Raw genomic sequence first — 21,170 nt, 5'->3', positions numbered from 1 at the left:
TCGTACGAACACATGCCCAACGCACTCACAGGAGTTTGCATGAAGACCGTACTGATCACCGGCTGTTCTTCCGGCTTCGGCCTCGAGATTGCCCGTCATTTCCTCGCCCGCGACTGGCAGGTCGTCGCGACGATGCGCACGCCGCGCGAGGACGTGCTGCCACTGTCGGAGCGCCTGCGCGTGCTGCCGCTCGACGTGACGAACGCGGACAGCATTCGCGCCGCGATCGATGCGGCCGGTCCGATCGACGTGCTCGTCAACAACGCAGGCTTCGGCGCCGCCGCGCCGGCCGAGCTTCTGCCGCTCGACACGGTGCGCGCGCTGTTCGAGACCAACACGATCGGCACGATCGCGCTTACGCAGGCCGTGTTGCCGCAGTTTCGTCAGCGCGGGGCCGGCGTGGTCGTGAACGTCACGTCGAGCGTCACGCTGAAGGCGCTGCCGCTCGTCAGCGCGTACCGTGCGAGCAAGGCGGCGGTCAATGCGTACACCGAATCGATGGCGGTCGAACTCGAGCCGTTCGGCGTGCGCGCGCATCTCGTGCTCCCGGGCCGTGCGCCCGACACGCGCTTCGCCGACAACGCACGCGCGAACATGCACGGCTTCGAGCACGAAGCGTATGCGGAATTCGTCGGGGCGAGCGTCGCGCGGATGCTCGATGCATCCGCGCCGGTCACGCACGCGCAGGACGTCGCCGAAGCCGTGTGGCGGGCGGCGACCGATCCGTCGAGCCCGATGCGTATTCCGGCCGGCGCCGATGCCCTTGAGTGGGCGGCAGCGAGCGCGCCGGCATCGGCGTGACGGCCGTGCAGAGCACGCGCGATCTCGGCGAACTGATCGCGATGCGGTTGCGGCGGCGCGAGGCGGTGTATGCGGTGATGAAGGGGGGCGATGTGAGGGCATCGTGATCGACGCCTGAGAGGTTTCGACCGCTGCAATGCTTGTCGTATTCATTGGTGCAGCATTGCAGCGCGGATCGCCCGGCGGTGAGTCGATGCTGTCGCACGCACGGTTTCTGGATGTCGTGATGACGCATCGATCTGACCGAGCGGCATGGGACGGCCCGACATTGCGAAGGGCCACGAGATTGTCCTGACATTTTTGCCGGCGCTCCTTGCGACGGCCGCACATCCCAAACAAAAAACCCGCGAAGCGTCGTGCTGTCGCGGGTTTCCGGAACTGCGGTGCATGCGGGGTAACCGCATTTGGTGCCGACGGCGAGACTCGAACTCGCACAGCTTTCGCCACTACCCCCTCAAGATAGCGTGTCTACCAATTTCACCACGTCGGCACTGCAAGGGGCGCAATTCTAGCGCGACGTTGCGCGTTTGTGAAGGGGGTGTGACACGATCGTCGGATGCTGCCGGCGATCCCGGTAAAATCCGGGCGATCGACCCGACGATCGTCGCAACCGCCACCTGTTTTCTCCGCGTGACCCACACCCTCGAACAACTGCAGGCCGGCCAGCTCGCTGGCGCACGGCAACTCAAGCTCGCATGCGGCTTGACGGAATTCCCGCGCGAAATCTTCGATCTCGCCGACACGCTCGAAGTGCTCGACCTGACCGGCAATGCGTTGTCCGCGCTGCCGGACGACCTCCCGCGGCTGCACCGCCTGCGCATCCTGTTCGCGTCCGGCAACCGCTTCACCGCCTTCCCCGACGTGCTCGGCGCGTGCGGGCAGCTCGACATGATCGGTTTCAAGGCGAACCGGATTCAAACCGTGCCGCGCGGATCGCTGCCGCGCGCGCTGCGCTGGTTGATCCTCACCGACAACGCAATCGACGCATTGCCCGCCGACATCGGCGACTGCACGCGGCTGCAAAAGCTGATGCTCGCGGGCAACCGGCTGCGCGCGCTGCCCGCCGAAATGGCCGCATGCCGCGCGCTCGAGCTGGTGCGGCTGTCCGCGAACCGGCTGGACGAACTGCCCGACTGGCTGCTGCGCCTGCCGCGCCTCGCGTGGCTCGCCACCGCAGGCAATCCGTTCGGCGCCGCGCCGGAAGCCGCGGCGTCGGCCGGGCCCGAAGTCGTGGACGTCGACTGGACGTCGCTCGCCTGCGAGCAGAAGCTGGGCGAGGGCGCATCGGGCGTCATTTACTGCGCGCAGTGGCGTGCGGACGGGCAATCGCCACGGGCGGTCGCCGTCAAGCTGTTCAAGGGCGCGGTGACGAGCGACGGCCTGCCCGATTGCGAAATGGCCGCGTGCCTGCACGCCGGCCGCCACCCGAACGTGATCCCGGTGATCGGCAAGGTGCGCGGGCATCCCGACGGCACGCACGGCCTCGTGATGGAACTGGTCGATCCCGCGCTGACGAACCTCGCCGGGCCGCCGAGCTTCGCGACCTGCACGCTCGACGTGTATGCGGCCGACGCGCAATTCGAACCGGCGGCAGCGGTGCGGATCGCGCATGGCATCGCGTCGGTGGCGGGCCATCTGCATGCCCGCGGCATCATGCATGGCGACCTGTACGCGCACAACATCCTGCACGACGGCGAAGGCGCGGCGCTGCTCGGGGATTTCGGCGCGGCGTCGCTCTACGATGTGCGCGATCGTACGCGCGCCGCCGGGTTCGAGCGAGTCGAGGTGCGAGCGTTCGGCCATCTGCTTGGCGAGTTGCTCGCGCGATGCGAACCGCGCACGTGGGCCGGCAGCGAGGCGCTCGATGCGCTCGCGGCGGCCTGCGTGAGCGAAGACGTCGCTGCACGGCCGTCGTTCGACGAGATCGCGGCCGAACTGGCCGCGCACGCGTGACGGCGTCGCGCCTGCTTACGCCTGCCGCGCGGTTAGCAGCTTGATCCCAAGCCCGACGAACAGCAGCCCGCTCGCGCGCTTGAGCGCACGCACCGCGCGGCTCATGCCGAAGCCGCGATGGAACCGGCGCACGCCGGCCGAATAGACGCTGTGAACGACGACGACGGTGCACGCGATCGTCGCGTACATCACGACGAACTGCAGTGCGAGCGGCCGGTCGTGCACGATGAACTGCGGCATGAACGCCGACAGGAAGATCATCGTCTTCGGATTGCTGCCCGATACGAACAGCGCTTCGCGGAACAGTTTCCGGCGGTCGGGCACCATGATGTCCGCCGCGCCGGCAGAAGCGGCGGCGTTGCGATCGCCGCGCAGTTGCCGGACACCGACGACCATCAGGTACGCGGCGCCCATCACCTTCATCGTGACGAACAGCGGCGGCATCGCGGCCAGCACCGCCCCGACGCCGAGCGCGACGAGCACCACGACCACGCCCTGCGCCGCGAGGTTGCCGGCGATCGTCGCGGCCGTGCCGTGCGTGCCGTAGCGCACCGTGTTGCGGATGACGAGCAGCACGTTGGGCCCCGGCGACAGCGTCGTGGCGAGATAGGCTGCGGCAAACAGCATCCAGGTCTGAATGGCCATGCGGTGCTCCGGGAGGCGGTTCCGGCGATCGGGATGACGCGATGATGCCACGCCAATAAATGGCGCACGCCTGCGCCGGAACCGTGCCGTCGCGGCGCGTCAGCGGGCGTCGCGCATGCAGTACGCGGGAATCGACGGCGGCGTATCGATCGCGGCGGGCCGCGTCATCCACGCGATCCACCCGGCCCAGATCCCGCAGACGATCATCACGGCGAGGTTCAGCGGCGTCCGGTAGCGGACGATCAGGTCGGCCAGCGGCAGGCGGTGTTTCATGTGCGTCTCCTTCGATCGGGGCGGATGGCGTTACTGGCCGGAGTAGGTCGGTGCTTTGGCGTCGCAGGTCACGGCGACCGTCGAGCCGTCCGCGAAATGCAGCCGGAACGGCACCTTCGCGCCGGGCGCGACGGCTTGGCGCGGTTGCTCGAGCATCACGTGATAGCTCTTCGGCTTGAAGGTCACCGTGCCGTGCGCGGGCACGTCGACGGCATCGATGTGGACCATCTTCGCGGTGCTGCCGTTCGTCTGCGTTTCATGCAGCATCGCCATCCCGTACGCGGGCGTGTCGACGCCCGTCAGCGTGACGGGCGCGTCGCCGTCGTTCTTCAGCGTGAAGTAGCCGGACGACGGAACGGTGGCCGGCATCGCACGGATCCAGCAGTTTTCCGCCTGCACGGCCGGCGCGGCGAACGTGACGGGGGTTTGCAGTGCCAGCAGCGCGAACAGCAGGCCGGTCGACATCGAGCGTTTCATGATTGGTTGTCCTTATGGATGAATTCGACGGGAAGTGGTGACGATGCGACCGGCGTGGCCCGTCGATGCGCATCGCGATGCATCATTTGAGCGTGAACGAGTAGTGGCCTTGCGTACGGTGGCCGTCGCTTGCCACCGCGATCCATGCGACCGTGTAGGTGCCGGCCGTCAGGCTGGTCAGCGCGGCGTGCATGCGCTTGCGGTTGCCGGCGTCGACGGACGATTTCCCGTCGACGACCGACTGCCCGTGGCTGTCGGTGACGGCGATCGAGCTGAAAGCCGGCTCGAGCGCTTCGCTGAAGCCGATCGTGACCGCGTGCGGCGCGCTCGAAAGCGTGGAATCGGCGGCGGGTTCCTGCGTCTTCGGGAACGCGTGGGCGTGGGCGGCGTGGATGACGACGAAGCCGAGTGCGGCGAGTGCGCCGCGAACGAAAGTGGCAGTTTTCATGGTTGGGTATGCGAATGGAGAACCGGATGGCGCGACACGGATTCGACGGCCGGATGCATGCGCATCGTCACGGCGTCACCGATGGCGGGCGACGTCGGCGCGAACGTGCGCGACCGGCCGTTCGCACGCGGGCGAATGCCGGTGCGACAGTCCGGACCGGAAGCGGCCGGCCGCACGCACGGCACGAGGCCGCACGCAACGCGATGAGACATGAGCGTCCTTCGAAACGTGACACGTCACGCACGCTGGCGGCGTGCGCGGGCCCCGTGATGCGCGACGGCATCACGGGCGTTGACGACGATTCAGGACGTGAACGGCGGGGCGCGCGGTTGCGCGGCCGTGAGCGGCAGCGCGCGGCGCAGGCTGTCGAAGCGGGTCGCTTCGCGGTGCTGAATGACGTGCACGTTGGCCGCGAACGTGAGTTCGGGCGCGGGCAGTGCGGGCGTGTGAGCAAGCAGGCTGCAATAGCCGCATGCGTGGAGGTGGGCCTGCAGGCTCTTCTGCGACGAATCGGCGGCGGCGTCGCCAGCGGCCGGCGCGGCCGTGCAGTAGCCGGCCAGCAGCGTATCGACGCGCTGCTGCGTCGTCAGTGCCTGAGAGATCGTCGGCGCGAGCGCCGTCAGCAGGATGGCGAGCATCCCGATCAGACTGCCGATCTTCCGGAGGCGACGACTCAGCATGTGATGCGCGGGGCGGCGATGGACGACGATGGAGCGGATTATGCCACGCACGCCGGGTCGCATGGCGACACGGACGTGCGGCGTTGCAGCGCGCTACGCGTGCTTCGCCAGGTATTTCGTGATCAGCGTCATCTGCGCGGCCCAGCCCTGATCGTTCATGTCGCGCGCCTGCGCACGGCGCGCTTCGATCAACTGGTCGAAGCCCGTTTCGGTGACGGTGAGCAACGTGCCGCCGGCCTGCGCGGCCAGCGTGAACGTGACGAGCGTCATCGGCTCGGACGCGTAATCGATATTCGGGTCGATCGCGAACGGATGCCAGCGAAACGAGAACAGTTGCTTCGGCTCGACGCGGTCGACGACGATTTCGAACACAGTGCCCGCGTACGGCTCTTGCGCTTTCGCGACGTCGTCGTCGACGCGCGTCGGCGTGATGCGGCCGAACAGCGGCTGGCCGGCGACGAACGGCCCGTCGAACGAGACGCCGAACCACTGGCCGAATTCGCCGGAATTGCTGACGGCTTCCCACACGCGATCGGGCGATGCGTTGAGCAGGGCCTGTTTTTCGATGCGATCGGTTTGCTGGGTCATGACGTTCTCCACAGGGATCAACCTTTTCCGGACGGTGCGCGCGAGCGCGCGCCGTACTAGTCGAGCATGACCGCGTCGGGCACGTCGAGCACGAGGTCCGACGTCGCGACTGCCACGCACGGCAGCGTGTAGCCGTCGGCCTTTTCCTCGCGGCTCAGCCCCGGCCATTCGATCGTGTAGCGTACGCTGCCGCTGACGATCCGGCAAAGGCAGCTCCGGCACGTGCCGTTGCGGCACGAGCGCGGCAGCGACACGCGCGCGAACGCGGCGGCTTCGAGCAGCGTCAGCGTATCGGGCGCATCGAAGGTCGCGCCGAGCGGCTCGATGCGCACGAGGGGAAGGTGGTCCGGATCGGTCATGGCGGAGGCGGGCGGCGGTTCGGCGGCAACGCGCCAAGCATACCCGAACGCGTCGGCGGCAGGCCGCCGGCGTCAATGCCGCCGCAGGTGCCGGTACACGGTATTGCGGGCGAGACCGAGTTCGCGCGCCGCCGCAGACACGTTGCCGCCATGGCGCGCGAGCACGGCATCGATCACCGCGGCCTGATGGCTCTGCAGCGTCGTGCCTTCGCGCGTGCCGGCGGCAGCGGCGGATGCGGCCGGTGCTGCGGATGGTGCGGCCGGTGTGTCGTCGCAGTCGAGCCAGAAATCGTCGGGCAAATGGGCGAGCGTGATTTCCGCTTCGTCTTCGGCCAGCATGCCGGCCGTGCGTAGCACGTTGGTCATCTGGCGCAGGTTGCCGGGCCAGCGGTGGCGCGTGAACGCGTCGAGCACGTCGGCCGCGATGCGGCGCGGCATCGGTTCGCTGCGCGCGAGCCGCGCGAGAATCCGGTCGACGAGCGCGGGCAGATCGGTGCGTGCGGCGAGCGCCGGCAGCGTGACCGCGAGGCCGTTGATCCGGTAGAACAGGTCTTCGCGGAACGTGCCTTCCGCGATCATCGCGCGCAGGTCGCGATGGGTCGCGCACACCACCCGCACGTCGACCGGCACCGCGCGTGCGCCGCCGAGCGGCATTACCGCGCGTTCCTGCAGCACGCGCATCAGGCGGACCTGCTGCGCGAGCGGCATGTCGCCGATTTCGTCGAGAAACAGCGTGCCGCCGTCGGCCTGCACGATCTTGCCTGGGCTGCCGCGCTTGCGCGCGCCCGTGAACGCGCCGTCCTCGTAGCCGAACAGTTCGGCCTCGATCAGCGAATCGGGCAGCGCCGCACAGTTGACCGCGACGAACGGGCCGTCCGCGCGCGGCGACGCGTGGTGCAGGGCGCGGGCGAGCCATTCCTTGCCGGTGCCGGTCTGGCCGAGGATCAGCAGCGGCAGGTCGCGCCCGCGGATCTTCGCGACGCGTTCGAGCACGGCGGCCATGCGCGCGTCGCCCGTATCGAGCGTCGCGAACGTGATCGCGTCGGGGTCCGGTGTGCGCACGCGGGCGGCGGGCGCCGGCGGCGTGACGGCGACGGTGGTCTTGTGCGCTTCCGCGAATTCGCAGCGCGCCAGCACGCGTACGCCGGTCGACAGCGTGAGGCGGAACATCGCGCCGGGTGCGCGTGCGGCCTGCTGGGCGAGCTGGCCGAAGCGCATGCCGAACAGCGCGTCGCTGGCCTGATGCTGCAGTGCGTCGAACGACGCGCCGAGCTGGAATTGTGCGCTGCGGTTCGCGGCGATCAGCCCGCCGTCGGGGCCGAATGCGACGAGCCCGGCGAACAGCGAATCGACGCATTCCTCGTGCGCGTGAAAACGCAGCCGCAACGCTTCCGCGCACTGGTTCGCGAACAGGTGGTTCTCGATCAGCTGCGCGGACATCCGCACGAGCGCGAGCGTGTGCGGGCTCGAGCCGCGCGGATCGCCGCTGACGTCGAGCGTGCCGAGCGTGCGGCCGAACGGATCGAAGATCGGCGCGCACGAGCAGGTGAGGATGTGGTTGGCGTGCAGGAAGTGTTCGTCGCCGTGCACCGCGACGGCCTGGCCCGATGCGAGCGCGGTGCCGATCGCGTTGGTGCCGCGCGCGCCTTCCGCCCACGAGACGCCGGTACACAGTGCGACGCGATTGGCTTTCTCGATGAAATCCGCGTCGCCGATGCTGTGCAGGATCACGCCGTCGGCGTCGGTCAGCAGCACGAGGCTTTGCGTGTCGGCGATTTGCGCGTGGAGATTCTCCATCACCGGGCGCGCGTGCGAGAACAGCGTGTGATTCGTGTCGAGCAGTTCGCGCAGCGCGATACGCGACAGCGGCGAGAAATCGGGGCATTCGTGCGCGCGCAGGCCGACCGCGGTCGAACGCGCATGCGCCTGCGCGAGCAGGTCGGTGCGACCCGCGGCGGCGGGCAGCACGAAGGGTTGCGGCATGACTTGTCTCCTGTCCCATGCTCTGCGGTCGGCAGCAATGAACGCGTCAGCGTTCGCCGTCGCCGCGGACTATTCGCAGCCAACGGCGCTCGGCACGCCAACGCATACCGCCCCCACGTACTCGCCGAAATCCGCTGCGGATTCCCGCTTTCACGTGCGGCGCACCATCGATGTGCGAACGCCGGCCATCCGGGTACGCATCATCATACAAGCGCCGCGTACGATGCGCGACCGCGAACAAAATCCCCTTGCTTTTAAGCGCCCGCCTGCAATGATGGAAGTGGAGCACGCACGCGCCGTGTTCCGCATTGCAACATGCATGCGACGCGACATGCATCCGTTCGGGAGACGCATCATGGTTCGAACGGAACTGAGAGTCGTGCTGGCGGCCATCGCCACGTTCATCATGCTGGGCGGCATCGCCGTGGCGATCCACGGGCTGCTGTTCGATCTGACCGATGCGGTGCGATACGGGGCGGCCGCGATTGCGGTGGGCGCCACGACCGCTGCCATCGCGCTCAACGTCTGGCCGAACGATCCTCATTGACGCCGGTTGCCGAAACGGTGCCGGATGCCGCGCTGATCAGACGATATGCGCGTCGGAACGACGCACACCGGAAAATTTGTCTCCTGCGCGAAACCGTCTAAAGTGAAAGCAACCGGCATGCGTCGTCCGCGCCATATCCCCGCGGACGGTGCCTCCGCCGGCGAGCCCGCGTACATTTCGTCCGGCCGGTGGCGGACGACGGACGCGGTCATTCGTTTTCTACCGGTCGAGGCGGCTCCCCATGCAGATCCATTTCACGAACGAGAAGCCCGAATATTCGGGGCGAGACCTGATGCTTGCGTTCACTGCGTTGGTCAATGGTGAGCGCGTCCAGTGTCAGATCACCGCCGAGGCGCTGGAAGATCACTTCGGCGCGGCATCGCCGCGCTTCGAGGACATGGTCGGCGCATTCGACCAGCATCGCGACCGCATCGAGGCGGCGGCGCGGCGCCTGCTGTCGGAGACGCGCGCGCAATGCGTGACGCTGCGCAGCGGCTACGTCCGCTTCTACGAGGCGAACTGGCGCTGACGACACGACGTTCGTCTTGCGGCGCGCGTCGCTGACGATGTGCGCGCGGAAAGACTGCGCTTGTGCGAGCAATGCCGTTCGGTGACGGCCGGGCGGCATTTTCGTATGCGGGCCGCGTCGGCTGCGCGTGCGTCGGCATCACCAGGCGCGTCATTTCATCAGGATCGCAGAAGAGATCGTTCGAAAAAAAACGCCACCCGAAGGCGGCGTTTCCCGTCATGCATCGCGCCGAAGCGCCACCCGTCACTCGCTGCCGAGATAGAAGAAGCGGAACAGGAACACGGCCGCGATGATCCACACGATCGGCTTGACCGAGCGGGCCTGGCCCGTCAGCAGCTTGAGGCCGCCATACGCGATGAAGCCGAACGCGACGCCGTTCGCGATCGAGTACGTGAACGGCATCAGCAGCGCGGTCAGCGCGGCCGGCACGGCTTCCGTCGCATCGTCCCACGGCACCTCGACCATTTCGCGCAGCATCAGGCACGACACGTACAGCAGTGCCGGCGCCGTGGCGTACGCGGGCACCACGCCGGCGAGCGGCGCGATGAACAGGCACGCGAGGAACAGCACGGCGACGGTGATGGCCGTCACGCCCGTGCGGCCGCCGGCCTGCACGCCCGATGCGCTTTCGATATACGCGGTGGTCGACGACGTGCCGAGCACCGAGCCCGCGACGATCGCGGTGCTGTCGGCGAGCAGCGCCTTGTTCAGCCGGCTCATCTTGCCTTCGACGAGCAGGCCCGCGCGGTTCGCGACGCCCATCAGCGTGCCGGTCGCGTCGAACAGCTCGACGAGGAAGAACACGAGGATCACGTTGATGACGCCGGTCGACAGCGCCGCGCCGATGTCGAGCTTGAACAGCGTCGCGTCGATCGACGGCGGCGCGGAGAACACGCCGTGGAACTGGTTGTCGCCGAAGAAGAACGACAGGATCGTCACGCCGATGATGCCGATCAGGATCGCGCCGCGCACGCGCAGGTGGTCGAGCGTGACGATCGTGAAGAAGCCGACGATCGCGAGGATCGTGTCGTGCTTGTGCAGGTCGCCGAGCGTGACGAGCGTGGCCGGGTTGCCGACGATCACGCCCGACGTCTTCAGCGAGATGATGCCGAGGAACAGGCCGATACCCGCGGTGATCGAGATCCGCAGCGATTTCGGAATGCCGTTGACGATCGCCTCACGCACGCGGAACAGCGTGACGAGCAGGAACAGGCAGCCGGAGATGAACACGGCGCCAAGTGCGGCCTGCCACGTGAAGCCCATCCCCTTGACGACCGTGTACGCGAAATACGCGTTCAGGCCCATGCCGGGCGCGCATGCGATCGGGTAGTTCGCGTACAGCCCCATGATGATCGACGCCAGCGCCGCGACGAGGCAGGTCGCGACGAACACCGATTCCTTCGGCATGCCGGCATCGCCTAGGATCGCGGGGTTGACGAAGATGATGTAGGCCATTGTCAGGAACGTGGTGACGCCCGCGAGTATTTCGGTGCGGAAGTCGGTGCCGGCTTCAGCGAAGCCGAAATACCGCTTGATGGATTCCATGAAGGCGTTTCTCCGGTCGGGTTGTCGTGTTGCTTGTTGTGCCGAATTGTTGTAAAGGCAGTGCGCGCCGGGCTTACTGTAACCAGCCACTATTGCCCGGCTATCGGCGGATTGTAATAGCGCGGATAGCTCGGACGATATAGTTGGAGGGCACGATCGCAAGATCGACCGCTGCCTGCGCGCGAACGGTCTGGCAGCCCGGCCGCGCGGCGAAGGCGCGCATTTTACCGGTTCGGGCGGAACGGGCCGGCAGAAATGGCGGAAACCTGGCGGAAAGGGAGGCGGGGCACGCGAGCGCGGCCAACCGATGCGTACGCAACGGCGTGCGCAGTGGAACGCACGGAGCAGGGGGATGACATCCGACTGAAACGCGGCACCCGCATGCTGGACGAGCGCGGACGCGGGCGAAGCGTGCGCGCGAACGCACGGGCGTGGCCGATGCGGATGGCCGGCCGCGGCGTGCGGCGGGCATTCGTCAGTCCAGGCGGTTGCAGAGATCGGGCTATCGTGCGCCGAAGCCGTCCCGCCCGCAACTGTCATTTCGCGATGCGGGGGCGACTGTGGTTTCTGTGTAAAAGATTGCAAGACCCCATCGCGTAAACCGGCAAGTCTTTCTAGGATAGATACACCGCGCATGCACACGCCGGCCGTTCATTGCCGACGCGGGGGAGTCGCAGTCCGTGCAGGCCCGGCGGTGAAGTGCGGTCAAGGCCGTTGCGCGTTCGGGCAGGCACGGCCGATTGCGATTGCCCGATGCGGGTTCGTCCGTAATCACGGAGGTCAGCATGTTGAACTGGATCAGTCGTTGGGCGATGCGACACGCCCCCACGCCGGAAAAAACCGCTGCGTCGATGCTCGTGACGGCGCGCATGGAACTGTTCGCAGCCGAACAGCGCGTCATCGACGCGAAATTACAAGCGGATTACTGGCGCACACGTGTGTCATTCCTCGAGGAGGTGCAGAAGCAGGGCATCGATCCGTGGGTGACCGCGCAGGCAGCGCAACGTCCCGACCTCGATTCCACTCCCCGGAGCACGGGCCCGCGTCTCGCCGCCAGCACCTGATGCATCAACTGCATCCCGTCGCTGCGCACGGCGCGCGATCGCTCGCGGCACGCAGCGGCGTGCCGCGATATTCGATGCGCACCTGCGGCGCGTTACGCCGCAGGTGCGTCCGTTTTCGGTCGCGGCCGTTCCGCGTCCAGCGTGCCTGACGGCGCGCGCTTATCCGCTTCCTCTCCCCGCCCCGAAGAGCAAACGTTGCACGTGCGCGAGCATGCGCGTGACGCGCTCGCCGCGCCGCACGTACGCGATCGTGAGCGTCGCTTCGGCTGACCGGTCGGCATCGGTACCGAGCCAGATGCGCTCGCCGCGGGCGATGCGCAGCACGTCGCCGGGCTGCACCCAGTGATCGTCGACGCTCGGCGGGCGCGTGACCCACAGCGCCGCGCCGTGCGCGCGGAGTTCCGCGTCCTGCGGCGCGCGCCACGTCAGCGTCGTGCGCGGCGCGACCGCGAAACGGATCACGACGGTCGGTAGCGCGATCGTGCCGGCACGGCGCGGATCGGGTTGGTCGAACAGCGTGCTTGCGTGGTCCATCGTCATCTCCATTCAGTGAGCCGGACGGACGACGCGCACCAGAACAAAAAGGCCTCGTCCGTTTCCGGCGAGGCCTCGTGTGACATGCTGTACTGCTCGATTGCTAATGCACAAGCGCCTCCCGTGAACCGTTCTTTCGAAGGTTCATCGAGCGATGAATCGCGATGGCGATGAGCTTGTACGTAGGCATGCGAACGAGTTTGTCTGCGAGGAACGCGGTTGTCAACGACAATTTTCGGGATAAGCGGGAGCGATGCATCGATGCGCCCGCACCGCAATGCGTGACGCCGCTGCGTACTGATATCCCGTGGGTATCCGGTACGCAGCGGCGCGTTCGTCATGAACGACTTCGGCTTCGACTTCGACATCGCTCGCGCAGCACGCTGCGCATCCGGGCGAGCGCATGCGCGAACCACGCATCGCGTGTCATCACGCACGCGGTCGTGATCGACGCTTCGGCCGGACGGTCGTCGCCGGTGCTCATCCAGAGGCGATCGCCGCGCCGCACGCGCAGCACGTCGCCGGGCCGAATCCAGTAATCGTCGACGCTGCCCAGCCGCGTGACCCACAGCGTCGCGTCGTGCACGCGGATCTCCGCATCGTCTTGCGCGCACCACGTCAGCGTCTTGCGCGGCGCGACCGTGAATTGCATCACGACGCGCGGCAATGCGATCGCATCGGCGCGGCACCGATCGGGGCAGACAACCAGCCGGCTTGCTTGGTCCATCGTCATCTCCATCCGTTGAGCCGGGCGGGATGACGCGCACCAGAACAAAAAGGCCTCATCCGTTTCCGGCGAGGCCTCGTGACATGCGTAACTGAATCTCGATGCTAACGCACAAGCGCCTCCGGTGATCGCCGCGGGTGGGCGTTCACTCGGTTTTTATGCGCGATGGCGGCGGGCTTGAGCGTAGGCATGCGAACGAGTGTGTCGTGGCAGCGCAGCAATGTCAACGGAAATTTCGAGACACGTGGCGGTCACGCGTCGCGTTGCGCGAGCCCGTTCACGAGCAGCTCGGACAGCAGGCCCGTCATCCCTTCCGGGTGCGTGGCCGCGCGCGCCTTGAGCTGTTCGACGAGGTCGGCGTTGAGCTTGCAGGCGAACGGCACGAGGCCCTGTTCCTGGTCGAGCTTGCGCTGCGCGCGGCGGTCGAGCTTGACGGCTTCTTCGGCACCCTTGCCGAAACGCGCGGAGTTCGACTGCTTCATCGCTTGCGTCAGCTTCAGCGCCTTGTTCTTTTCGAGATCGGTTTTCTTCATGGCCATCGCGGCACCTCCGGGAAATGAAGCCGCGATTGTACGCATTTCGGCGGGCAGCGCCCGCCGCGCCGGCAGGAATCGCGCTCAGGCGCCCTTCGTCGTGCCCCAGTTGCCGCCGTGTGCGGCCGCCTGCGCGGCCGGCGAGCGGGCGAGGTAGGCGAGCGCCTGTTCGGTCGAGCCTTCGTGGTGCGGCGTATAGCTCGGCTTGAAATAGCGCAGCGCCGCGCCGATCACCTTCCAGAACGACGGCAGGTGCCCGCGCCGCGAGCCTTGCCACCACGCGAGCGCGAAACCCGGGTAGCGGCCGGCGGCCGGGTCGCGCCGGTACATGAACTTCGCGCCCGTCGTGATGTAGTAGAGCAGCAGCAGGATCACGAACGCCATGTGCACGCAGCGCTCCGGATAGGTGCCGCCCATGTGCCGGTAGATGTCGAACGCGACCGTGCGGTGCTCGACTTCCTCCGCACCGTGCCAGCGCAGCAAGTCGACCATCGTCGGGTCGGCCTTTCCCTCGTCGAGCCCGTGCGCGTTGAGCACCCAGTTGCCGAGATAGCCGAAGAAATGCTCGAGCGACGCGATCACCGCGAGCTGCTGGCGCAGCCAGAAACGCGTGTGGCCGATCTTCAGCCCGAGCGGCTGTTCGCCGAGCACGCGCGTGAAGAGGCGGTTGAGCTTCTGTGTGAACGGCTTCGTGTCTATCCCGTGCCGGTCGTAGTAGTGCTTGAGCACGCCGCCGTGCGAACGCGAATGCACCGCTTCCTGCCGCAGGAAGCCTTCGGCCTCGTCACGCAGGCGCGCATCGGTGATCAGCGGCAATGCCTTGTTGTACACGCGGCAGAACCACAGCTCGCCTTCCGGGAACAGCAGGTTCAGCGTGTTGATGATGTGCGTGCTGCCCGGGTCGTTCGGCACCCAGGTGATCGGCGTGTCGCTGAAGTCGAACTTCACGTGCCGGGCCTTGATCTTGTGATAGTCGGCGGTATCGGTCATCTGTGTCTCCCTGTGCGGCGTCGTGCGCCGTCAATGCGATGCCATGCTGACGCGGGCGATCATCCGGCCGAGCCACGGCATGAAGCGGCCGACGAAGCGCATCGCGTGCGCCTCGGCGCCGACCGCGACGACGGGGCGGTTGCGCAGTACGGCGTCGACCATCGCCTGTGCGACGGTTTCGGGTTTCAGGCCGCGCATCTGGTACAGCTTCGTCGCGCGCTTGCGCAGCCGTGCTTCGTCCTGCGCGTTGGCGCCCGCGTACTGCGTCGACGCCATGATTCCGGTTTCCGCGAAGCCCGGGCACACGGCCGTCACGCCGATGCGTTGCGCCGCGAGCTCCGCCCGCATGCATTCGCTGAGCATCAGCACCGCGGCCTTCGTCGTCGCATACGCGGGCAGGTCGCGCGACGGCCCGAACGCGGCGGCCGATGCGGTATTGACGATGTGGCCGCCGGTGCCGCGCGCGGCCATCTGCTGCGCGAACAGCCGCGAGCCGTGGATCACGCCCCACAGGTTCACGTGCAGGATGCGCTCCCAGTGCCGCGTGCTCGTGTCGAGGATGCCGCCGGCCATGCCGATGCCCGCGTTGTTGATCACGACGTCCGCACCGCCGAGTTCATTGCCGACCCACGTCGCGAGCGCTTCCATTTCGTCGGCGGACCCGACGTCGACGCGTTTCGCGTGCGCGTGCGCACCGGTCAGCCCGATCAGCAGCGCGGTGCGCTCGGCGCTCGCCGGATCGATGTCGCATGCGACGATCGTCGCGCCTTCGCGGGCGAACGCGAGCGCCGCGCAACGGCCGATGCCGCTGCCCGCGCCGGTCACCACAGCGACCTTGCCGCTGAAGCGGCCGCTCGTCGCGCGACGGCGCGCGTTCGCGAGCGCGGGCGGTTCGTCGCCCGATTCGACCGCGTCGATCAGTTGCCCGGCGAGATCCGCGAAGCGCGCCGGATCGGCGAGCGGCAGCCAGTGCCCGGCCGCGACCTCGCGACGGTAGTACTGCGGCACCCAGCGCGACAGGTTCTCGGACAGCGCGGGGCTCACGTATTTGTCGCCGAGCGGCACGATCGTCTGCACCGGCGCATGCGCGTAGCGCTCGCGCGGCGCGAACAGGCAGCGGATGAAGTTCGCGCGGTACAGGCGCACGCCGCGCGCGCCGTCGTCGGCCTGCGTCGGGCGCGGTGCGGCGGGCGTCTTCTCGAGCCGGCGCAGCAGGCCCGGCCACGCGCGGCCGAGCCACAGCCGCCAGCCGAGCTCGGGGATGAAGGGCAGATGGAACAGGTACACGTACCACGACCGCACGAGCTGGCCGCCGAGTCTGGCGAGCGACGCGGGCGTGGGCCGCAGCACGCGTTCGCGCAGCCAGAAGCCGACGTGGTCGAGGCACGGCCCCGAGCACGACGTGTACGACGCGATGCGGCCGGCGAGGCGCGGATCGGTGACGAATTCCCAGCCCTGGATCGAGCCCCAGTCGTGCGCGACCAGGTGGACGGCGCGGCCGGGGCAGAGCGCGTCGATCACCGCGACGAAGTCGTCGGTCAGTTTCGCGAGGTGGTAGTCGGCCGTGCGCTTCGGCACGCCGGACAGGCCCGCGCCGCGCACGTCGTACGCGATCACGTAGTGCTTGCGGGCCAGCAGCGGCGCGACGTGCTGCCAGACGCTGCTGTCGTCCGGATAGCCGTGCACGAGCACGACCGGCGAGTGGGCCGGGTCGCCCCAGGTCCTGACCGCGAGCGTCAGGTCGCCGGACGCGACCGCCGTTTCGCTATGAACCGATTCGAACAGGGCCAGCGGCGCTTCGTCGGAAAGAGGCTGCATCGTGAGTCCGTCGTTCAGGGATTCGGGAGGATGGGCGCGTTCGCGTCAGGCGACGGCCTGCATGCGTTCGGCCTGGCGGCGCTGCCGGCGGCGCACGTGCGGCAGGTCGTCGTCGAGCCAGTACGCGTCGTCTTCGGTGATGACGAGCAGCTCTTCGAATTTCGCGCCGACGCCGGCGAAGCCGAGATGCGGTTCGACCGCCCACAGGCCCGGCACGGGCGCGTGCTCGGAGCGGCGGTCGATCGACCACAGCGGCGACCAGCCTTGCTGTTTCGCCGCGCGGCCCTGGTCGAGCAGCAGATTGCGCGTCGCGTTCAGCCCGAAGCGGGCGACGAAGCGCGGCTTCGACAGCTTGTGGATCTTCGCGACGCGATGCGCGAGCACCTTGAACGGATACGCCTTGTGGCGCGGCTCGACGCCCTGGCGGCGGCACAGCGCGTCGACTTCCTGGGCGACTTCGGCCATCGTCCGGCGCGCCTTCACGAGCCGCACGATCATGTCGCGATGGTCCATCAGGTCGTCCTGCAACTGTTCGAGGATCGGATTGCGGCCGAGGCAGTGCGCGTAGCCGACGTCGGCCACGATGCCGTCGAGCACCGGCGCAACGTCGAGGATCACCGGCATGTCGGTTTCGAGCTGGCGGTTGCTCGGGAAGAACGCGAGATTGAAGCCGCCCATGTGCTTGAGGCCCGAAAAGCCTTCGAATGCGGTGCGGTCGCCGAACCACGCGAACGGCTTGTGCAGCCAGTCGTGCACGCCGTTGTCCTGCAGCCATTCGGTCAGCAGGCGCGCGGCTTCCTTTTCGGTGATGCCGGGGTAGAGCATCGCGCCGACGGTTTCGACACAGCGGTAGGCAAGCTGCTGGACCGCGCGGAATTGCGGCAGCTCGTCGAGGTGGACTTCCGGCAGCGGATGCGGGGCGGACATGATGCGTCTCCGTTCGGGTGCTGATCCGGAACGCACCCGTCGGCGTCGCCGTCGCGGATTATTCAGTCAGCATTTAATGTGTCATTGATCGATGTAATGATAATAGACGGTTCCGGAAAGCGCGCCAGCCCCCGGACGTGAGGATTTGTCCTAATGGAACGGGGAAATAGAGGGGAAGCCCTAGATTGCCGGAGGCTGCGACGACCGGGGGCGTGCCGCGAATCCGGTGCGGATCCGGATGTCTGCGTTATCCGTCCCGCCTCCCGCCCAGCCGCTCCAGCAACGTCCCCAGCAAGTCGATCGGCAGCGGAAACACGATCGTCGAGTTCTTGTCCGCGGCGATCGTCGTCAGCGTCTGCAGGTAGCGCAGCTGCATCGCCTGCGGCTGCTGCGCGAGCGTTTGCGCGGCCTGCAGCAGCTTTTCCGACGCCTGCAGCTCGCCTTCCGCATGGATCACCTTCGCGCGCCGCTCGCGCTCGGCCTCGGCCTGCCGCGCGATCGCGCGAATCATCGTCTCGTTCAGGTCGACGTGCTTGATCTCGACCGTCGACACCTTGATCCCCCATGCATCCGTCTGCGCGTCGAGCGTCTTCTGGATGTCGGCGTTCAGCTGCTCGCGCTCGGCGAGCAGCGCGTCGAGTTCGTGCTTGCCGAGCACCGAACGCAGCGTCGTCTGCGAGAGCTGGCTGGTCGCGTCGAAGAAGCGCGCGACCTGTATCACCGCCTTCTCCGGATCGACCACGCGGAAATACACGACCGCGTTGACCTTCACCGACACGTTGTCGCGTGTGATCACGTCCTGCGGCGGCACGTCGAACACGACGGTGCGCAGGTCCATCCGCACGACCTGCTGGACGATCGGGATGATCAGCACGAGCCCCGGCCCCTTCACCTTCCAGAAGCGGCCGAGCATGAACACCACGCCGCGCTCGTACTCGCGGAAGATGCGGATCGACGACGCGACCAGCACGACGACGAAGACGATCAGCACACTGCTGAAGCCGAACGTATAACCGATCATGACGGGACTCCCTGGTGTTGTTCTTGCGTCGGCACGTCGTACAGCGGGGCGACGGTGAGCAGCAGCCCCTGGCGTCCGGTGACCCGCACGCGGCAACCGGCGGCGAGCGGCACGCTGCTCGCGACGCGCCAGCGCTCGCCGTGCACGCGCGCCCAGCCCGCGGCCGACGGTGCGGGCCCGGCCGCGCCGTCCGGCTGGTCGGCCAGCAGGCCGTCGTCGAGCACTTCGCCGATGCTGCCGACCATCGCCTCGGCGCCCGTCACGACCGGGCGGCGCCGCGCGCGCAGCGCGACGCTCGACACGCCCGCGACGAGCAGCCCGCCGCCGAGCGCGAGGCTCGCGATCACGGGCCACGGAATTCCGTAGCCGGGCACGTCGGTGTCGATCAGCATCAGCGCGCCAATCGTGAACGACACGATTCCGCCGAACCCGAGCACGCCGAAGGTCGGCAGGAACGCCTCGGCGACCAGGCAGCCGAGACCGAGCAGCACGAGGCCGAGGCCCGCATAGCTGACCGGCAGCAACTGCATCGCGAACAGCCCGACCAGCAGGCAGATCGTGCCGACGACGCCCGGCAGCACGAAGCCGGGGTTCGCGAACTCGAAGAAGAGGCCGTAGATGCCGATCGTCAGCAGGATCAGCGCGACGTTCGGGTCGGCGATGATCGCGAGGAAGCGGCTGCGCCAGTCGGGCTCGACCACGACGAGCGGCGCATGCGCGGTGGCGAGCCGCAGCGTGCCGGCGGTGGTCGTCGCGGTGTGGCCGTCGAGCTGGCGAGCGAGGTCGGCCGGGTCCTGGGCGATCAGGTCGATCACATGCTGCGCGCGCGCCTCGTTCGCCGACAGGCTCACGGCCTCGCGCACCGCGCGTTCGGCCCATTCGGCATTGCGCCCGCGCAACTGCGCGAGGCCGCGGATATAGGCGGACGCGTCCTGCGTCGCCTTGCGGATTTCGGTCGATTGGGTATCGGTCGGCAACGCGGCCTGCGTCGCGGCCGCATCGGACGCCGCTGAGGCGCCGGAAGGGGCGGCCGGCGCGCGCGGTGCGACGGGGTTCCCGGCCGGCGGCGCCGCGCCGCCGACGCCGAACTGCACGGGCGACGCCGCGCCGAGATTGGTGCCGGGCGCCATCGCCGCGAAGTGGCTCGCATAGACGATATAGGTGCCCGCGCTCGCGGCTCGCGCGCCGCCCGGCGCGACGAACGCGGCGACCGGCACCGGCGAGCCGAGGATGGCCTTGATGATCTGCCGCATCGACGTGTCGAGGCCGCCGGGCGTGTCGAGCTGCAGGATCGCGAGCGGCGCGTGCCGATGCGCCGCGCGGTCGAGCGAGCGCACGATGAAATCGGCGCTGGCCGGCCCGATCGCACCGTTGACCGGGATCACGATTACCGCGCCTGTGGCGGCGGGTGCGTCGGCCGCCGGCGGCGCGGCGAGCGCGGCACACACGACGAGCAGCGCCGCGAACAGCGCGGCGCGCGCGATCCGTGCGGACAACGGGTGACGAGGGTGGCCGCCGGGCGTGGCAGGCGCCGGCGACGGCCCGTGACGATGAAAGGGCATCGAGACGTCCGGGCGGCGCGCGGCCGCGTGCCGTCCGGCTGGCGGAAAGGGCGTGGGCCCGATGCTTAAAGATTAGGCGGTTTCGGCACAAAGCGCGAAACGACGGCCGGCTAGCGTCAGCTCGCGCCGCCGCCGCGCGCGAGCACTTCGTCGCGATAGTCGGCGGGGCTGCGCCCGCTCCATTTGCGGAACGCGCGGTAGAACGCGCTCGGTTCCGCGAAACCGGTCGCGGCCGCGACGTCGGCGATCGTGCGCGCGGGGTCGGCCAGCGCCTCGAACGCGAGATCGCGCCGCAGCGTGTCCTTGATCGACTGGTAGGCCTGGCCTTCCTGGTGCAGCTTGCGGCGCAGCGTGGCTTCGGCCACGTGCAGCCGCGCGGCCATCCCGCCCGCGCCCGGCCACGCGGCGGGCGGCATCCCGCGCAGCACCGCGCGCACGCGCTGCGCGAGCGCATTCGGGTTGCGGTACTTGACGATGAAGCTCGCGGGCGCGTTGCGCAGGAACGTCTTCAGCGTCTTCGCGTTCTGCACGACCGGCAGCGTCGCGAATTCGGGATCGAAATCGACATACGAATCGGGTTCGTTGAAGCGCATGTCGTCGCAGAACATCGACGGGTATTCGTGATCGGCGGGCGGCGTGTCGCAGCGGAAGCTCGCATGCAGCAGCGGAATGCGGCGCCCGATCAGCCAGCAGGTGAGCCCGTACACGATGATGAAATAGGTCGCGTACGTGAACATCGCGGGCGTCGCGCCGTTGTTGCGGTGCACGAAGCGCAGCCGCACGCGCTGCGGGTTCGCGTCGAGTTCCGCGTGCAGGTCGTCGAGCACGCAGTGCATGAAGTTCACCGCGCGCGCCATCGCGTGCAGCCCGTCGCGCGCAGTGAGCGCGGCCTGGCTCATCGCGATGAAGCTGCCGCTGCGCATCGGGTGGCGATCCTGCCCGAAAAACTCGTCGTCGAGCGTGCGCGCGATCGCGTTCCAGAGGGCGCCGTATTGCTGCGCGGACACGCGTGCGCGCGGCTGCCCGAGCAGCGCGGGCGCGATGCCGGCCTGCGCGAGCAGCGGCTCGGCCGCGACGCCGCGCCGGGTCGCGAGCGCGACGCTGTAAGCGACGAGGCTGATCGCGACGGTTCCCTTGTCTTCCTGCTTCATCGATGTCGCCGGTGT

The 21,170-nt window shown here is 68.2% G+C and carries 23 protein-coding genes, 1 tRNA gene and 1 pseudogene; 6 read left to right on the top strand and 19 right to left on the bottom strand.

What is annotated here, in order from left to right:
- The first annotated feature begins 39 nt into the window (after positions 1–39).
- Together WJ16_RS29585 and WJ16_RS35975 are read left to right on the top strand one after the other, a co-directional pair.
- A complete protein-coding gene (locus tag WJ16_RS29585) occupies positions 40–801 on the top strand; it encodes an SDR family oxidoreductase (protein WP_069260522.1) in 762 nt (253 codons plus the stop codon).
- A pseudogene (locus WJ16_RS35975) lies at positions 771–908 on the top strand (MFS transporter); the annotation flags it as partial. The gene WJ16_RS29585 and the pseudogene WJ16_RS35975, both read left to right, overlap by 31 nt.
- Positions 909–1,206: 298 nt before the next feature.
- On the opposite strand, the gene WJ16_RS29580 reads toward WJ16_RS35975, so the two are convergent.
- Positions 1,207–1,291, bottom strand: a tRNA-Leu gene (locus WJ16_RS29580).
- Positions 1,292–1,431: 140 nt separating this feature from the next.
- On the opposite strand from WJ16_RS29580, the gene WJ16_RS29575 reads away from it, so the two are divergent.
- The gene (locus WJ16_RS29575) at positions 1,432–2,754 is read left to right on the top strand and encodes a leucine-rich repeat-containing protein kinase family protein (RefSeq protein WP_069261216.1); all 1,323 of its coding nucleotides are present in this window, start codon (positions 1,432–1,434) and stop codon (positions 2,752–2,754) included.
- A gap of 15 nt (positions 2,755–2,769) precedes the next feature.
- Here the strand turns inward: WJ16_RS29575 and WJ16_RS29570 are convergent, their stop codons facing one another.
- The 8 genes from WJ16_RS29570 to WJ16_RS29535 form a co-directional block, all read right to left on the bottom strand.
- Positions 2,770–3,399: a LysE family translocator gene (locus tag WJ16_RS29570; protein ID WP_069260521.1), complete on the bottom strand. Its 630-nt coding sequence runs from the start codon at positions 3,397–3,399 to the stop codon at positions 2,770–2,772.
- A 99-nt stretch (positions 3,400–3,498) separates the two neighbouring features.
- Complete coding sequence (locus WJ16_RS35390) at positions 3,499–3,672, bottom strand: hypothetical protein (protein WP_167375403.1); 174 nt, start codon at positions 3,670–3,672, stop codon at positions 3,499–3,501.
- Positions 3,673–3,702: 30 nt separating this feature from the next.
- Positions 3,703–4,149: a copper chaperone PCu(A)C gene (locus tag WJ16_RS29565; protein WP_069260520.1), complete on the bottom strand. Its 447-nt coding sequence runs from the start codon at positions 4,147–4,149 to the stop codon at positions 3,703–3,705.
- A gap of 82 nt (positions 4,150–4,231) precedes the next feature.
- The gene (locus tag WJ16_RS29560; RefSeq protein ID WP_069260519.1) at positions 4,232–4,597 is read right to left on the bottom strand and encodes a copper resistance CopC family protein; all 366 of its coding nucleotides are present in this window, start codon (positions 4,595–4,597) and stop codon (positions 4,232–4,234) included.
- A 302-nt stretch (positions 4,598–4,899) separates the two neighbouring features.
- Positions 4,900–5,277, bottom strand: a complete 378-nt coding sequence (locus tag WJ16_RS29550; RefSeq protein WP_069260517.1) for a DUF2946 domain-containing protein — start codon at positions 5,275–5,277, stop codon at positions 4,900–4,902.
- A gap of 93 nt (positions 5,278–5,370) precedes the next feature.
- Positions 5,371–5,865 (bottom strand): SRPBCC family protein, encoded by a 495-nt coding sequence (locus tag WJ16_RS29545; RefSeq protein WP_069260516.1) that lies wholly within the window; start codon positions 5,863–5,865, stop codon positions 5,371–5,373.
- 56 nt (positions 5,866–5,921) lie between these two features.
- Entirely contained in the window at positions 5,922–6,224 is a 303-nt protein-coding gene (locus WJ16_RS29540) for a 2Fe-2S iron-sulfur cluster-binding protein (RefSeq protein WP_069260515.1), read from the bottom strand.
- A gap of 72 nt (positions 6,225–6,296) precedes the next feature.
- On the bottom strand, positions 6,297–8,207 hold the full coding sequence (locus WJ16_RS29535) for a sigma-54-dependent Fis family transcriptional regulator (protein ID WP_069260514.1): 1,911 nt from the start codon (positions 8,205–8,207) through the stop codon (positions 6,297–6,299).
- 271 nt (positions 8,208–8,478) lie between these two features.
- Here WJ16_RS29535 and WJ16_RS35890 point away from each other — a divergent pair, with 271 nt between their 5' ends.
- The gene (locus tag WJ16_RS35890) at positions 8,479–8,754 is read left to right on the top strand and encodes a DUF2964 family protein (RefSeq protein WP_319000523.1); all 276 of its coding nucleotides are present in this window, start codon (positions 8,479–8,481) and stop codon (positions 8,752–8,754) included.
- A 241-nt stretch (positions 8,755–8,995) separates the two neighbouring features.
- Positions 8,996–9,283, top strand: a complete 288-nt coding sequence (locus tag WJ16_RS29525) for a DUF1488 family protein (RefSeq protein ID WP_011354308.1) — start codon at positions 8,996–8,998, stop codon at positions 9,281–9,283.
- 243 nt (positions 9,284–9,526) lie between these two features.
- Here the strand turns inward: WJ16_RS29525 and WJ16_RS29520 are convergent, their stop codons facing one another.
- Positions 9,527–10,828 carry an NCS2 family permease gene (locus tag WJ16_RS29520; protein WP_069260513.1) on the bottom strand — a complete coding sequence of 434 codons (1,302 nt, stop codon included), beginning with the start codon at positions 10,826–10,828 and terminating at the stop codon, positions 9,527–9,529.
- A 785-nt stretch (positions 10,829–11,613) separates the two neighbouring features.
- Between WJ16_RS29520 and WJ16_RS29515 the strand changes: the two genes are divergently transcribed.
- Entirely contained in the window at positions 11,614–11,892 is a 279-nt protein-coding gene (locus WJ16_RS29515) for a hypothetical protein (RefSeq protein ID WP_069260512.1), read from the top strand.
- A 159-nt stretch (positions 11,893–12,051) separates the two neighbouring features.
- Here the strand turns inward: WJ16_RS29515 and WJ16_RS29510 are convergent, their stop codons facing one another.
- From WJ16_RS29510 to WJ16_RS29470, 9 genes are all read right to left on the bottom strand, one after another.
- Complete coding sequence (locus WJ16_RS29510) at positions 12,052–12,426, bottom strand: DUF2917 domain-containing protein (protein WP_069261215.1); 375 nt, start codon at positions 12,424–12,426, stop codon at positions 12,052–12,054.
- Positions 12,427–12,763: 337 nt separating this feature from the next.
- Positions 12,764–13,153 carry a DUF2917 domain-containing protein gene (locus WJ16_RS29505; RefSeq protein WP_069261214.1) on the bottom strand — a complete coding sequence of 130 codons (390 nt, stop codon included), beginning with the start codon at positions 13,151–13,153 and terminating at the stop codon, positions 12,764–12,766.
- 251 nt (positions 13,154–13,404) lie between these two features.
- On the bottom strand, positions 13,405–13,692 hold the full coding sequence (locus WJ16_RS29500; RefSeq protein WP_069260511.1) for a hypothetical protein: 288 nt from the start codon (positions 13,690–13,692) through the stop codon (positions 13,405–13,407).
- 78 nt (positions 13,693–13,770) lie between these two features.
- Entirely contained in the window at positions 13,771–14,676 is a 906-nt protein-coding gene (locus WJ16_RS29495) for a metal-dependent hydrolase (protein ID WP_069260510.1), read from the bottom strand.
- Between the two features lie 30 nt (positions 14,677–14,706).
- Positions 14,707–16,494, bottom strand: coding sequence for an SDR family oxidoreductase (locus WJ16_RS29490; RefSeq protein WP_069260509.1), 1,788 nt, complete (start codon positions 16,492–16,494; stop codon positions 14,707–14,709).
- Between the two features lie 45 nt (positions 16,495–16,539).
- A complete protein-coding gene (locus WJ16_RS29485; protein ID WP_069260508.1) occupies positions 16,540–17,421 on the bottom strand; it encodes a M24 family metallopeptidase in 882 nt (293 codons plus the stop codon).
- A gap of 247 nt (positions 17,422–17,668) precedes the next feature.
- The gene (locus WJ16_RS29480; protein WP_069260507.1) at positions 17,669–18,442 is read right to left on the bottom strand and encodes a slipin family protein; all 774 of its coding nucleotides are present in this window, start codon (positions 18,440–18,442) and stop codon (positions 17,669–17,671) included.
- On the bottom strand, positions 18,439–20,004 hold the full coding sequence (locus WJ16_RS29475; protein WP_069260506.1) for an NfeD family protein: 1,566 nt from the start codon (positions 20,002–20,004) through the stop codon (positions 18,439–18,441). Before WJ16_RS29475 ends, WJ16_RS29480 begins: the two co-directional genes overlap by 4 nt.
- Positions 20,005–20,120: 116 nt before the next feature.
- On the bottom strand, positions 20,121–21,155 hold the full coding sequence (locus WJ16_RS29470) for an AraC family transcriptional regulator (RefSeq protein WP_069260505.1): 1,035 nt from the start codon (positions 21,153–21,155) through the stop codon (positions 20,121–20,123).
- Positions 21,156–21,170 lie beyond the last annotated feature (15 nt).

The organism is Burkholderia metallica, from assembly GCF_001718555.1.
Lineage (GTDB): Bacteria > Pseudomonadota > Gammaproteobacteria > Burkholderiales > Burkholderiaceae > Burkholderia > Burkholderia metallica.
This window is presented reverse-complemented; position numbering and strand designations above follow the sequence as displayed.